Raw genomic sequence first — 14,864 nt, 5'->3', positions numbered from 1 at the left:
CTAAAAAGGGGAAATTCAGCTGAATTTCCCCTTTTTAGTTCGTAACTATAATATTATTTTTTTGAAGTATCAGTTGGGTTTGTTCCTAATGCAGGTGCTGCTGCTGGAATACCTGCTTTTTTAGAAGCTGCTTCAGTGTTTACTGATTTATAAGCTTCAGTACTTTCTGTAGGAGTAATGAATTTTGTAGCCAAAACCAATAGTGCAATAGAAATGGCACCTCCCCAAGTAATTTGTTCCAAAAGGTCTCCTGTACGTTGAACACCAAACATCTGGCTTGCACCAGCAGTTCCGAATTCTCCAGATAAACCACCACCTTTAGGGTTTTGAACTAATACTACAAATACTAATAACACTGCAATGATGCAAATAACTACGATAATTGCTCCGAACATCTTTTATTTAATTTGAAAATTTGAAATTCTAAATATTGTTTTTATGCTTTTAAACGAGATTACAAGGCTTAAATGATTCCTGTAAATTTAAAATTCTGATAGCTCCTGAATTTTGGATGCAAAGTACGCCTTTTTTTCTGGGAATTTCAAAATTAATTTCTCATAAACTCCTATTGCTTTTTCTTTTCTACCTTGCATCGTCAGAATTTTTGCATAGCTCTCTGTAATTATGCCTTTATCTAGCTTTACACTATTCGATGATAAATCTTCCTGTTTACCCATTGCTTCTAATTGACTTTTACTTGATCTTATCAGCCCCGGGTCTTTCAATAAGAAGCTATCAATAATGCTGTTTTGTAATTGTTGTTTCTGAGCAATTTCATTTAGCAATATGTCTTCAGCAACGGTCGAATAACTCAAAAATTCTTTGTCTGAAAGCACTTCTTGCTGATACTCTTGTTGTTTGCGTTTTTCCTCGTCTTCTTTTGCTTCAATAATATTTTCCAGTTTGCGGATATAATCTGAATCAAATTTAGTAATAGTAGGTACATTTGAATGGTTCACAAAAGTACCATTCATAATACGACGTAGGGCATTTCTGCTAATGGTATAAGCAGCAGCTTTTCTCAGTTTCGCTTGTTTCTCAACATCATTGTCGTCATAAGCTTTAGCTAATAATGTATAGGCAAGCTGGCAATAAGGATAATTCTTAATGGTTTCTTCAAGTCCATTAATTTCAAGTGCTGAAACCTCAGACGGATTGGCAACAAGATATGTAAAGGTTTCTTTGGTCATTTTTCTTTTTTAAGACTTGGGGGTTTTTAGACTTTAGGACTTTAGACTGTAGGACGTTAGACACTATATTTTAGGACTTTAGGATTATTGGAATTTTGACTATAGGAGTTTAAGTTTATATGAAGACTGGCTTATTATGACCCTACAATCAAAGAGTCAAAAAAAGCCTACAGTCGATAAATCTTATACCTAAAGCCTTTAAGTCTAACATCTAGCGTCTGAAGTCAAGTATCTAGCGTCTTTAAGTTCTACAGTCCAACAATCTTAAAGTCCTATAGTCCAACGCCTAAACCTACCATTCCCCTGCGGTTTTATTAAAAATATCTAGTACAATCTGGTCAAGAATCTTTGGGATTAAAGTTCCCTGAACAGCCGTAATTGTTTGCGTTTGCGGAAAGTCTTGATAAAACGAAAACTCTTGGTCATAGTTTTTGTTTTCATCCTTTGCATTAGTAAACTTCACTTGAATTCTAATAGTCAATCTGTTTAATCCCCCTTTATCATTGGCAGTAGGTGCTTGTGCTTCTACTTCAAAGCCTGTGATAGCTCCTTCAAACATCAAGTCAGGATTAGCATTTGTCATTTTCAAAGAAGTATTTCGTTGAAAATACTCTTTGATTTTTTCGTTGAAAGTCAAACTCAAATTGGCAGGACCACCAGCCGTTTGAAAGGCAAAGTTTTGAATTTGAATCGTTTTTAAAGTAGGGTCAATACTGTTACCTTTAAAAGAATAACAACCACTCAGTAACACAATGCTTAATGATAAAAGTGCTACGATACTGATTTTCGAGAAGGCCTTTGAAAAATATAGTTTACTCTTCTTCGATGTCATATTGTTTGATTTTTCGGTACAATGTTCTTTCTGAAATTCCCAAATCTTGTGCGGCATATTTACGCTTGTTTTTATTTTTCTGTAAAGCCTTGATAATCATATCTTTTTCTTGTTTTTCAAGTGAAAAAGATACCTCCTCGGCTTCATGGGTAACGTCTATGAACGCATTTTTATTCTCAGGATTGTTATTTCCTAAGTTAATAATTGTTAATTCGTTATCGGGCTGATTGTTCGAAAAATTATTGACCGATGGCAATGTTCTAGGCGTTGCAAAATCGGGCTGATAAGGGAAAGAACGCTCTTTGTCGATATTCTGAAAAAGGCTTTCATTTTGTTTTAGTATATCAGGACTCACTTCACCATTTTGAAGCACCTCTAAAAACATCTTTTTTAATTCAGTAACATCCTTACGCATATCAAAGAGAATCTTATACAACAACTCTCTTTCTGTGAAATTATCATTTTGTTGGGCTTCAAAATCTCGTCTAACCAAACCATTATTCCCCATCATCTTGCCGTTGTTCATCTGAAGATAATGTGCTAGCTTTTCGCCATCCACGGTTCTATCATCTGTTTCAAGAATTGATATTTGTTCAGCAAGGTTTTTAAGTTGTCTGATATTACCTGGGAAACGTTGAGTTAACAAAATTTGCTGCGCATCAGAGGTAAGTTGAATCGGTTTGATTCTATATTTTTCGGCAAAATCGCTACTGAATTTTCTGAACAACAATTCAATATCCATTCCTCTGTCACGCAAAGGCGGCACAAAAATGGGTACAGTATTCAAACGATAGTACAAGTCTTCTCTGAATTTTCCACGTTCTACGGCAGTCATCAAATTGATGTTGGTAGCAGCTACTACACGTACATTTGTTTTCTGAACTTTCGATGAACCTACTCTGATAAACTCCCCGTTTTCAAGCACCCTCAGCAAGCGTGCTTGTGTACCCAATGGCATTTCAGCGATTTCATCCAAGAAAATAGTACCGCCATCAGTTACTTCAAAATATCCTTTTCGGGCATCAATAGCTCCAGTAAACGCTCCTTTTTCATGACCAAAAAGCTCTGAATCGATGGTGCCTTCTGGAATAGCCCCACAGTTTAAGGCAATAAATTGTCCATGTTTACGGGCAGATAAATTATGAATTATCTTAGAAAATGATTCCTTCCCAGAACCGCTCTCACCTGTAATCAGCACAGTCATATCGGTTGGTGCCACCTGCGACGCTACCTCTATGGCATGGTTTAATGCTGGCGAATTGCCGATGATACCAAATCGGGCTTTTATCGATTGTAATTCGGTAGTTTGCATATTTGAATGAGTTTTGGGTGTAAATGAAATGTATCGTTCTCAGATATTTTCATTACACTACATCTCCAAACAAAGTAGCCGACGAACAAGAAGTGATTTTTACATTGACATAATCACCTTTTTTGTGATTGCCTTTTGGTAAAATCACCATTTTATTTTGGTCGTTGCGTCCTTGTAAGAAATCTTCAGAACGTTTCGAGTCACCTTCAATCAATACTTTTTGAATAGTACCTACCGACATCTGGTTGCGTTCAAGTGAAATCTGGCGTTGAAGAGCGATGATTTCAGCCAGACGTCTTTGTTTTACATCTTCTGGAATATCATCTACTAATTTTTTAGCAGCAGGCGTACCCGGACGCTCTGAATAAGAAAACATATAACCGTAGTCATAACGAACGTATTCTATCAGCGAAAGCGTTTCTTGGTGTTCCTCCTCTGTTTCCGAACAAAAACCTGCGATAATATCTTGTGAAATACCACATTCTTCTCCTAATATTTCACGAATTTTATCTACACGATTGATATACCAAGCACGGTCGTAAGTACGGTTCATCAATTTCAATATTCTACTACTGCCACTTTGTGCTGGTAAGTGAATATAATTACAAATGTTTTCATACTTTTTCATCGTGTAAAGTACCTCATCGGTAATATCTTTTGGATGTGAAGTAGAAAAACGTACTCTTAGTAATGGATTGATTAAGGCTACTCTTTCTAATAATTGAGCAAAGTTTACTGTTTCACTACCATCGGCAGAAGCCCATTTGTATGAATCTACATTTTGTCCCAATAATGTTACTTCTTTATAACCATTGTCTAGCAAATCTTGACATTCTTTCAAGATAGAATACACATCACGTGAACGCTCGCGACCACGCGTAAAGGGTACCACACAGAAAGAACACATATTATCGCAACCACGCATGATAGAGACAAAGGCTGTTACTCCGTTTGAGTTCAAACGAACAGGCGAAATATCAGCATAAGTTTCTTCTTTTGATAAGAAAACATTGATGGCTTTGTTGCCTTCTTCCACTTCTTCAAATAAATTGGGCAAATCACGATAAGAATCTGGACCAGCTACGATATCAACTATTTTTTCTTCTTCCAAAAACTTCGTTTTGAGGCGTTCAGCCATACAACCCAATACACCTACTACTAGGTTAGGGCGTTTTCTTTTGATGTGCGTGAAATTCTTTAAACGATTTCTTACTTTTTGTTCAGCATTTTCACGAATAGCACAAGTATTTACTAGAATTACATCCGCTTCTTCAAACTGAGAGGTAGTTGCATAACCATTTTCTTGAAGAATTGACGTTACAATTTCGCTATCTGAGAAATTCATTTGGCAACCGTAACTTTCAATATAAAGCTTTTTTTTGTTCTGTTTTCCTATTTCATCAATGGTAGTGCGTGGAAGATCAAGGGTTTCTTTATCTTCTTCAGTAAGTATTTCTAAATTTCTCATATCTTTTTGTTCACAAGCTTTGCTAAAAATGATTAAGCAAACGTGAATATTATTTTTGGACTAATGGAATCACAATCTGTAATGAAGGGCAAAATTACGAAGAAATATTGTTATGTCTGACAGAATGTCAGTAAATTGTTATAATTAAAAAGGATAACCAATTCCAAAGTTTAAAACCAACGGATTTCGATACGTTGAAGGCAATTTCTCGCTTGGTTTAAACAAAACCCAGCGATTGTTTTCAGGTAAGGAAGGGTCAAGCATTCTTACCGCCCAGTCTAGGCGTAATACAAAAAATGATAAATCGACACGGATACCAAAACCTGTACCTACCGCAATTTCTTTGTAAAATCTATTAAACTGAAAATCACTTCCTGAAACCCCTTCGGTATTTTGCCCTTTAAAGCGCCAAACGTTACCCGCATCAACAAAAAAAGCTCCATTGATATTGTAATCGCCATAAAATCTTAAAATTTTAAAACGATACTCAGCACTGGCTTCTAGCAAAATACTACCGGGTTGGTCAAAATTTCCCTGTGCAGACCCTGGTCCTAAACCTCTAGGTTTCCAAGCACGCAAGCTGTTTGGACCACCCACAAAAAAGTTTTTTTCATAAGGAAGCCCCCTTTCTGTACCATAAGCATATGCTAGCCCCGTGTTGACTTTATAAACGAAGATAGAGTTTCCTGTAGGGTTAAGGGTGATGTATTTGCGATAATCGACGTTGATTTTCAAGAACCTGTAAAACTGTAAACTATCTCCAAAAATATCAGAAACAAAACCTATTTTGCCCTTTGGGAAAAAATTAAGTGTAGTTCCACCAGACTCTAACAATAGTCTTATGTAATTACCTTTGGTAATTTGTCCATAAGGATTATCGGTATAAGTATAAGAAGCACTGATACTCGATACAAAAGATTTATTAAAACTTCGTCCTAAATTGTTACCTGCATATCGTTGAAGGCTATCCAAAAAGTTTTTAAAATCCCGAGCCTGCTGATTATTCGGATACGAAGTAGAGAGTAAGTTTAAGTCAATCAGTGAAACCTGCCAAAACTTATTAGGCGAAGGGCGCCATAAATACGTTTCATTGATTTTGAAATTTAGTCGGTTGTATTCTTGTCTTCCAACAAATTCTACACCACCCCCTAAACGAGTTTGTGGCGTATAGTCGTTCAAGCGTTGGGCTATAAAATTAGGGGCTAATATTTTAGGAATGATAATCGATGAGTTAAACCCTAATTCTAGATTTCTACTTACAATATCAGGACGAATAAAACCAGCTTGTGCCTCAAAACCGAAACGAAAATTGGTTTCTAATGAGCTAGCACTTCCTCTAAGATTCCTTAATTTGAATGATGTATTAAAGAATGGGCCTAGCACCAATTTATAAATACTGCCGCCTGTTTCTGCCGTAAATTGGTATTTATCTAATGGTTTGGCATAAATGGTGGCGTCCAATACGCCTTTTGTTGTATCAAAGTTTACTCTGGTAAACTGAAACTGATCAAGCCCATATAATTTCTTCTGAGTCAACAATACCTTTTGAAGGCTGTAGTGTTCATTCGGGCGAATGTCTATTTTGGTATCTAAAAGTTTTTCAGAGAATCTTTTATTTACAAACAGATACTTGATATTATTAAAAACGACGGTATCGACTTTTGAATTGGGAATATTCGGAGACGTACCATCAGAAATAAAAGTTACCTTGTTTAAGAGATAAGATTTATTATAATTCAGATTTTGAGGAGGGCGGTCTGGATTTGGAATAAACGTAATAGCCGCTATTCCTTTGGTAATGGCCGTATCCAAATCATTGATTCTAATGCTTATATTATCTTTTGTGAAATGGTAATATCCATTATTTTTTAACAATTCCTCTATTCTGGCTTTTTCAGCATTATAGGTTTCTACTTCAAGGCGATTTCCATTTTTCAACAGACTTTGTTTTTGATTTTCCTTCAAAATAGCATAAATCGCTTTGTCGGGTGTAACCAACGAATCTGTTCTGTAAAAAGGATAATAGTTTCCTTCGTTTACCAAATAAGTAACCGCAATGCTTCTTTTCTTAAAGAAAAGACTATCCGCCTTATAACTCACCGAATAGTTGAAAAAACCGTGGTTTTTGTAATAAGTTTTTACTTTTTCAACATTTTTTTTGGCGTCTTCTTCATAAAAATAAGAAGGAGGCTCGCCAAAAGTACGCATACCCCAGTTTCCTTCATTGATTTTTTTGGTGAGTTTTTGTGCTTTACTTTCCTTCTTTTTTGATAATTGTAAAAACTCTACTGAATTATTATCTATCTTATTTGCCTCACGGTCGAAATCCTCGTTTAACTTTGTTAGTTCGTTTTGCCATTTTATTTTCTGTTTAGGGTAATTTTGGGCAAAAAGCTGATGAAAATACAGACCAAGGGTAAGGGGAGTTTTAAGGATTCTTTTGTTAGGTCTTTGAGGGAGTAATGCTTCTAGTTTTTCGGTAGTAACAATTTTGTTTCCTTTAAAAGTCTGTGAATACAACAAAGGTTCCGTAAAAGTACCTTTTGGTGAACATCCTGATAAATAGATGATTAACGAAAATAATGAGATATGGAAAAGCGTTTTTTTCAAGGATAATAACGATAAATAGATTTTATAAATAATCAATAATTTTTAGACTGATGCTATCAAAAAATCAAATTAAATACATTAATTCTCTGCAACAAAAAAAGTTTAGACAAGAGCATCAATCTTTTATTGTAGAAGGAGCAAAAAGCGTACTCGAACTTATTCAATCTGATTTTGAAGTAGAATCACTTTTTGTTACCGATGATTTCTACAAAGAAAACGAAAGCCTTTTAGAGAAACAACCACTTCGTGCAGAAATTGTTAGTCAGACCGAATTAGAGCGAGTAGGTTCGTTCAGCTCCAACAATGCCGCCTTGGCTACTGTCAAAACGAAGGGGAATCTAGAATTATTTGCCCAGGCAAATGAATATGTATTAATCTTGGATGATATCCGTGACCCCGGCAATCTCGGGACGATTGTCCGTGTGGCTGATTGGTATGGTATCACAAAGATTGTTTGCTCTAAAGAAACAGTTGATTTTTATGGCCCTAAGGTAATATCCTCGACGATGGGGTCATTTACCAGAGTAGGTATTTATTATACAGATTTAGTAAGTTATCTGAGTAATAATTCTTTAAAAGTATATGGTACTTTTTTGAATTCGGCTAATGTTCATACCACACAATTTGCGGAGGCTGGTTATATTATTATTGGCAACGAAGCTAATGGTATTTCGGCTGAAGTAGAACGCTTGGTGACTGATAAAATCACCATTCCACGCTTTGGTGGAGCGGAGTCTTTGAATGCAGGAATAGCAACCGCCGTTATTTGTGATAATCTTAGACGATAGAAATATTAAAATCAGAGGTTTTTTTATGAATTTATATAGTTTAATCGGTTGATTTTCAATATTTTATTTAAATTTAAAGGATGATAGAATACGTAACGATTTATTAATTATTTACTAACCACGAAAAAAATCATTTTTGTTTTTTTTGCATTTATATAAACTTTAAGGCTATGTTTTGGTACGAAGACGAAGTAAAAAGATTAGAGCAGGAGCGTTCGAAATTACCATATCAACCTAAAACGGCTTTTTATGGAAGCTCAACGATTACGCTATGGGAAAGTTTATATCAAGATTTCAAAGATTTTTCTCCTGTTAATTTAGGTTTCGGGGGGTCAACATTGGCTGCATGTGCTTGGTATTTTGAGAGAATCTTTGCTGAATTTAATGAAATTAATTCTGTTATTATTTATGCTGGTGATAATGATTTAAGTAATAATCGCCATCCTGAAGAAATATATCTTTTTCTTTTTCAATTATTTGATGTCATTCAAAAACGTTATGGAACCATTGATTGTACTTATGTATCGATTAAGCCTAGCCCACAACGTTGGTATTTGAATGATCAGGTAAAATATACAAATATGATTATTGAGAAAGAAATCAAAAAACGAGGAGACCAGCTTTACTACATAGATATTTACGACCAATATTTGGATGATAATCATCGCCCTGATTCAAAATTCTTTCAGTCAGATGGATTACATTTCAATAAGATGGGGCATGATATCCTCAGAGATAAGCTAGTTGAACATCTTTCAGCGCTTGTTTTACAATAAGAAAATAATGAATTCTGACCATCACATCATTTATTCCTTATGACTATCAATATATTATCATATAATCCTTCTGAATCAAATATAATTTCTAAACCTAAATTTTAGAAAATAATGAAAAGACAATATCATAAATGGTTTAGTAATTATTTACAAAAAGATATGGAAATGCTAGTCTTTGGTCATGCAGGGGCAAGGGTTTTGTTTTTTCCAACACGGGGTGCTCGTTTTTATGATTATGAAGATTGGCGTGTGATTGATGCTATTAAGGATAAAATTGAAGCAGGTTATTTACAAATCTTTTGTGTAGATAGTGTAGATGCTGAAAGTCTTTATAGTTCAGAAAGTTCGCCGAGTTATCGTATTCAAAGGCACATGCAATACGAAGACTACATCATTAAGGAAGTATTACCTTTTACACGGGAGCTCAATCCAGACATGACCATGATTTCGGCAGGCTGTAGCTTAGGGGCTTATCATGCCATGAATGTGGCGACAAAGTACCCTCAGTTTTTTACAAGGGTTGTAGGAATGAGTGGCCGTTTTGACCTAACATGGCAGGTGGGAGTTTTCAAAGATTTATTTGATGGCTATCACGACGAAAATATTTACTACAACAATCCTGTTCAATTTATTCCGAATCTAAATGATGAAAAAATACTCACTGAATTGAGACGAATGGAGTTTATTTTAGCCATTGGTCAAGATGATGCCTTTCTTGAAAACAACAAATACTTCAGCGATATTTTGTGGAGAAAAGGAATTGTGAACAAATTGTATATATGGGATGAGGAAGCACATAAAGCAAAATATTGGCGAAAAATGGTGCAATTGTATTTGTAGATTTTAGACTATAAGACATAAGACGCTAGATTATAAGACACTAGAATTGAAGATATTAGGACTAAAATATACTTAGACTTTAGATGCTAGAAGCAAGATTTTACTTCAATAATATTTTGTATCTAAAGTCTCACATTTTACTTATCCATATATCCTCAAGTCTAGCGTCTTAAAGTCTTTCATCTAGCGTCTATTATCTAATATCTTCCATCTACTCCTGATGTGCTGCTTGGTCTTGTAATCTATCCGTTAAATCATCTCCCAAATATTGATCAATTAAAGTATGCGCTAGATAAATCAATGGGGTTAATAAAATAGCCACAATGAATTTATACAAATAGGTATTTAAAGAAGTAGAAAGCCATTGTTCTATACTCCAGTTCCCAAACAACACAAAAGCAATACCGATTACTACAAAACTATCAATCAATTGAGACACCAGCGTTGAGCCTGTAGCACGAAGCCAGATTTTTTTGCCATCCGTTACTTTTCTAATCGCATGGAAAATATAAGCATCTAACAATTGACTAATCAAAAATGCCGTCAGCGAGCCAGTAATAATTCCCAGCCCTTGTCTGAAAATTTTCCCAAAGGCATAATCAATATTAAAATTATCGTTGCCTTTATTTACATCAAGCCAAAAAGGAGCAGGAGAGAGCAGCGTAGCTCCATAAATGATAATGAAACTATAGGCTATAAAACCAGCAGCCAAATACGATACACGCTTTACGCCTCTTTTCCCGAAATATTCATTGATAATATCAGAAGTAATAAAAACAAAAGGCCAGTTTAATGCGCCCGCTGTTTGATTAATATCCCATGTGCCCAAAAAGGTTTGTAAATGAAGTGGTTGAAAACCAAAAGTAGCTTCTACTGAAAATATTTTTACCCCTATAATTTCTGCTACGATAGCATTGGTCAGGAAAATACCAAAAAGGAAAATAAATAGTTTGTTTCTCTTAGAGCTAAGGACGGGTGTTTTAGAGTTCATTTTGATACGAATGAATATTTTTTTTAATATTGATAGCCTTTAATACAAAAAGAGGCTAGATGTTTGAAGCACCTAACCTCTTTACGAAGATAACAAATTATGTCAAAAATTGTTGGGAATCTACTTCCACAACATTACTTTTTACGGTGATTTTCAAAATGAAGTGCAATTTTGTTCATCGCTATTTCAAGTTGTTCCAAATGTGGTAAAAAGACAATGCGGAAATGGTCAGGTTCTTTAAAGTTAAAACCACGTCCACCTACTACCAAAATGCGTTGGTCTTCTAACAAACTCAATACGAAATCACCATCATTTTTGAAATCGAATTGTTTTAAATCTATTTTAGGAAATAGATACATGGCTCCCTTTGGACGCACACAACTAATGCCTGGAATGGAAATTAGTTTTTCATATGCCAAATTCATTTGCTTGTATAACCTACCAGTAGGAATCACCAAATCATTAATAGATTGATAGCCTCCTAAAGCAGTTTGAATACCATATTGCGTAATCACATTGGCACACAAACGCATAGAAGCCAAGAAGGTAAGGCCTTCCACATACGATTTTGCCTTATGTTTTGCACCTGTCAGAATCATCCAACCACCACGAAAACCAGCAGCACGGTAATTTTTAGACATTCCGCCCATTGTTACAATCAAAGTATCTTCAGACATTCCCGCAGTAGAATGATGGATAGTGCCATCAAAAAGGATTTTGTCGTAAATCTCATCAGCAAAAACAATAAGTTTATGTTTTTCTGCCAATCGAACAATTCCCTCTACAATTTCTTTGTCATAAACAGCCCCAGTCGGATTGTTCGGATTAATCAAAACAATGCCACGTGTCTTTTTAGTGATTTTAGATTCAATATCTTTTAAATCAGGATTCCAGTCTGACGCTTCATCACAAACATAATGCACAGGAGTACCCCCAGCAAGCCCTACAGAGGTTGTCCAAAGAGGATAATCAGGTGAGGGTATCAATATTTCATCATTTGGATTCAACAGGGCAGTCATCACTAAACTAATAAGTTCGCTTACACCATTACCAATATATACATCTTCAATTTCAATACCTTTTACACCACGACTTTGATAATATTGCATAACGGCCTTTCTGGCGGCGAAAAGTCCTCGAGAATCGGCATAGCCTTGTGCGTTGCGAATATTCATGATAATGTCATGAATAATTTCCTCAGGGGTTTCAAAACCAAATGCCGCCGGATTGCCAATATTCAACGAAGTGATTTTATAGCCTTCACGTTGTAGTTGAAGAGCTTTTTCGTAAACTGGCCCACGAATATCGTAGCGTAGCGAATCAAGGCGACTACTTTTTAAGATTTCCATGCAATATTATTGTTTCATTGTTGATTGAAAACCATTCAATTAATTATTAAGGTTACAATTGTCTGGTTTCCAATTTTAAGTTTGCAAAGGTGATAAAAAATAAGCAAATACACTTACTTGAAAATCAAAAAAGGTTTACTGAAAGCCAAGTTGTTTCAATAAACCTTTATGAAAAGATGTTTTTTGTATTATTTTACCGTTTTTCAAACCATTGTTCAAATAAAAAGCTAAGATTAGATTTGTCAGAGGTATAAGTTAGCTGAACAAATTTTGCTTGTGAGTTTGCTTCCAGAAATATTCCTCCTCTGATAGAAGTATGCGGTGCCAACGTAGTAGCTTTAAAGTTTTCGTTTATCCACGTATGCTGTTCATTACTCAGTTTGTCCATTCGTGAATAATAATGCTCGTGGTCTACCACCCGTTTAATTTGTGCTACCTGAACCATCGTTTCACCAATATTAGCAGTTCGCCAAGCTCTTTCTGGAGTTTTATTAGAAGAACTTGCTATCATTGCTATAATTCCCCCAATAAATAAAACTGTATTGACGGTTTTAGCCCTTTTGATTTTAGTTTCCTCATAATTCATTTCCTCACGCACTTTTCCAAGTTCTTCTTCTGGTTCTATGGCTTGGTAGCTATAAGCATACTGTCCGTCGGTTGAAACAAGTTGTTGTTTATTTATATCAAGGGGCAGAGCAGTAAAGTCTTTTGGTGAAATTGTCAGGGGCTCGTCTGTATTATTAAATAGTTCTACATCAAAAACCATGTATTTCTGATAGCGGCCGTCATAAGAGGCTACTATTTTTACGCCATTATTTTCTTGTTTGACGATTTCTTTGCCTCCGTCAACAATACTTTCTTGTTCGATAGGACGCATTTTCATGGTATTTACTGATGAACATGAAATAAATAAACAGGCAGATAATAGTATGATGAGGTATTTGTTCATTTTTAAAGCAAAATTTTAAATGTTATTTACAGAACATTGACAGACAAAATAAAGTTTTCCCCTATTGCCAAAGATGAGTTTTTACAGAAATGTTGTAGAGAGAGTAAGAAAATGAAAAAAATATTAAAATTTTTTAGGCTTATAAGGGTGTAAATAACCTTCTGATTCTCAATTCTGTATCAGAAAGTTAGCATAAAAGGTTAAAATTATTTCAATTTTTTTTGCAAACAGGCTTGTTTTATTAAAAAAAATAGGCGTACCTTTGCATCACCTAAACACAACGACAGTATCACAAGCGATACAAAATGTGTTAAGGAGAGTTGCCTGAGAGGCCGAAAGGAGCCGTTTGCTAAACTGCCGTACCTCACAAGGGTACCGAGGGTTCGAATCCCTCACTCTCCGCTTAGAAGTATTAATTTTAAGCAAGGGAATATTTTCGGGGTGTAGCGTAGCCCGGTATCGCGCTTGGTTTGGGACCAAGAGGTCGTAGGTTCGAATCCTGCCACCCCGACATTTTAAATGTGTTAGTTTGAAGATTTGAAAATTTGAAAATTACATTTCCTTGATTTTCAACTTTAATTAATCTCAGATTAACACATTTTTTTTCGGTTCCATAGCTCAGCTGGATAGAGCAACTGCCTTCTAAGCAGTAGGTCTCAGGTTCGAATCCTGATGGAATCACTTAATTACAAAAAAACCGCTTAGATTCGCTTTCTAAGCGGTTTTTTTTGTTAAGAAATACTTTCGATAACGCAAACTAGTCCTATGATTCTTTATAAAAACCTACTGATTGTCGCTACAGTAATTTTGCTGTTATTTTCAATATTAAGTATTTATTACGGAATCATTTCTCCGCCGCCATTAGTCACTTATACTACCGACGAAAATTTCATTAGCGAATCTGGCGTTTTTCTTTGGTACGGTTGTACTCCCCGCACATTAGAGTGGGCAGGTATCCCAAGTATCTTTATTGCCTACTTCTTATTTATTTTTCAATGTATCATACATATTATTGCCCATTTTTCAGAGATACATCAGCTTACCGATATTTTAAAAGTATTTGATGATAATGCATATTACTATTTGAATCATCGTGAAGAATTTATCCTTTGGGAGCGTGCAGCACAAATAGTAATAGTAGGCATTATCTTTTTTATGACTATCCGCTTTATTATTAAGTCGTCACATTTTTTATTAACCAAAGAAACCAAAATTATACTAGTATTTTTATGCATCTGCATAGAAACAATCTGGGTTTCGATGGCTGTTATTCGACCAGAGGCTATTTCAGGGAGTTTGTTTATTTACTTAGTACTCAGAATTTTATTTACAGAAAAAATTACACCTCAAATTGCTACAACCATATTTATACTTTTTATTGCTACTGTGGCTCAGCGATTGATTTTTTTATTCATGACTCCGTTTATCATCGGAAGTTTAATCGTTCATTTACGTGCACAGAAAATCTCTTTTAGAACCTACCGCAACTATTTTTTAGTAATATTATTTGCTGTATTTACGTTAATACCCTTTATCATTACAGATACATTTGTAATATTGAAGTCATTTTTTGGGGTAATTTTTATCAAAATGCACCAAAGCCCGATGCAAACGTATTTTAACTATTCATTTATTATGGACTTTTTGTCAAGTCCAGTAAATGTGTTTTTCACTATCTGTACTATTATCGGAACATGGTTTTTATTAAAGGTTTATCCTTCTAAAATAATTATTCTTTTATATGTAGGTAATTTATTGT

The 14,864-nt window shown here is 35.0% G+C and carries 13 protein-coding genes and 3 tRNA genes; 7 read left to right on the top strand and 9 right to left on the bottom strand.

Annotation, left to right across the window (positions count from 1 at the left end; all coding sequences use genetic code 11):
- Positions 1-53: 53 nt before the first annotated feature.
- The 6 genes from secG to tamL all read right to left on the bottom strand — a co-directional run bounded on the left by secG (position 54) and on the right by tamL (position 7,412).
- Positions 54-395, bottom strand: coding sequence for a preprotein translocase subunit SecG (gene secG / locus AC07XN_RS18315; protein WP_323250464.1), 342 nt, complete (start codon positions 393-395; stop codon positions 54-56).
- A gap of 87 nt (positions 396-482) precedes the next feature.
- Positions 483-1,190: a DUF8458 domain-containing protein gene (locus tag AC07XN_RS18310; protein WP_309918871.1), complete on the bottom strand. Its 708-nt coding sequence runs from the start codon at positions 1,188-1,190 to the stop codon at positions 483-485.
- Positions 1,191-1,482: 292 nt separating this feature from the next.
- On the bottom strand, positions 1,483-2,022 hold the full coding sequence (gene lptE / locus AC07XN_RS18305; RefSeq protein WP_309918874.1) for an LptE family protein: 540 nt from the start codon (positions 2,020-2,022) through the stop codon (positions 1,483-1,485).
- On the bottom strand, positions 2,003-3,334 hold the full coding sequence (locus AC07XN_RS18300) for a sigma-54 interaction domain-containing protein (RefSeq protein ID WP_309918879.1): 1,332 nt from the start codon (positions 3,332-3,334) through the stop codon (positions 2,003-2,005). The genes lptE and AC07XN_RS18300 overlap by 20 nt, the downstream gene beginning before the upstream one ends.
- A 52-nt stretch (positions 3,335-3,386) precedes the next feature.
- Entirely contained in the window at positions 3,387-4,802 is a 1,416-nt protein-coding gene (miaB, locus tag AC07XN_RS18295) for a tRNA (N6-isopentenyl adenosine(37)-C2)-methylthiotransferase MiaB (protein WP_494744099.1), read from the bottom strand.
- A gap of 144 nt (positions 4,803-4,946) precedes the next feature.
- Positions 4,947-7,412 carry a translocation and assembly module lipoprotein TamL gene (gene tamL, locus AC07XN_RS18290; RefSeq protein ID WP_494744098.1) on the bottom strand — a complete coding sequence of 822 codons (2,466 nt, stop codon included), beginning with the start codon at positions 7,410-7,412 and terminating at the stop codon, positions 4,947-4,949.
- A 50-nt stretch (positions 7,413-7,462) separates the two neighbouring features.
- Between tamL and AC07XN_RS18285 the strand changes: the two genes are divergently transcribed.
- From AC07XN_RS18285 to AC07XN_RS18275, 3 genes are all read left to right on the top strand, one after another.
- Entirely contained in the window at positions 7,463-8,200 is a 738-nt protein-coding gene (locus AC07XN_RS18285) for a TrmH family RNA methyltransferase (protein ID WP_494744097.1), read from the top strand.
- Positions 8,201-8,370: 170 nt separating this feature from the next.
- Positions 8,371-8,976 carry a GDSL-type esterase/lipase family protein gene (locus AC07XN_RS18280; RefSeq protein ID WP_494744096.1) on the top strand — a complete coding sequence of 202 codons (606 nt, stop codon included), beginning with the start codon at positions 8,371-8,373 and terminating at the stop codon, positions 8,974-8,976.
- 111 nt (positions 8,977-9,087) lie between these two features.
- A complete protein-coding gene (locus tag AC07XN_RS18275) occupies positions 9,088-9,816 on the top strand; it encodes an esterase family protein (protein ID WP_309918894.1) in 729 nt (242 codons plus the stop codon).
- A 211-nt stretch (positions 9,817-10,027) separates the two neighbouring features.
- Here the strand turns inward: AC07XN_RS18275 and AC07XN_RS18270 are convergent, their stop codons facing one another.
- From AC07XN_RS18270 to AC07XN_RS18260, 3 genes are all read right to left on the bottom strand, one after another.
- Positions 10,028-10,807: a queuosine precursor transporter gene (locus AC07XN_RS18270; RefSeq protein ID WP_494744095.1), complete on the bottom strand. Its 780-nt coding sequence runs from the start codon at positions 10,805-10,807 to the stop codon at positions 10,028-10,030.
- A gap of 134 nt (positions 10,808-10,941) precedes the next feature.
- The gene (locus tag AC07XN_RS18265; RefSeq protein ID WP_309918900.1) at positions 10,942-12,156 is read right to left on the bottom strand and encodes a pyridoxal phosphate-dependent aminotransferase; all 1,215 of its coding nucleotides are present in this window, start codon (positions 12,154-12,156) and stop codon (positions 10,942-10,944) included.
- Positions 12,157-12,349: 193 nt separating this feature from the next.
- Entirely contained in the window at positions 12,350-13,105 is a 756-nt protein-coding gene (locus tag AC07XN_RS18260; protein ID WP_494744094.1) for a putative periplasmic lipoprotein, read from the bottom strand.
- Positions 13,106-13,419: 314 nt separating this feature from the next.
- On the opposite strand from AC07XN_RS18260, the gene AC07XN_RS18255 reads away from it, so the two are divergent.
- The 4 genes from AC07XN_RS18255 to AC07XN_RS18240 form a co-directional block, all read left to right on the top strand.
- A tRNA-Ser gene (locus tag AC07XN_RS18255) sits at positions 13,420-13,507 on the top strand.
- 35 nt (positions 13,508-13,542) lie between these two features.
- A tRNA-Pro gene (locus tag AC07XN_RS18250) sits at positions 13,543-13,616 on the top strand.
- A 96-nt stretch (positions 13,617-13,712) separates the two neighbouring features.
- Positions 13,713-13,786, top strand: a tRNA-Arg gene (locus AC07XN_RS18245).
- An 84-nt stretch (positions 13,787-13,870) separates the two neighbouring features.
- Positions 13,871-14,864, top strand: a 994-nt coding sequence (locus AC07XN_RS18240; RefSeq protein ID WP_494744093.1) for a hypothetical protein, incomplete at its 3' end; no start/stop codon positions are given.

It is taken from the genome of Arcicella sp. GW458-12-2-14-TSB2 (assembly GCF_059423785.1).
The sequence above is the reverse complement of the archived record's forward strand: the minus strand, read 5'-3'. Positions and strand labels throughout refer to the sequence as shown.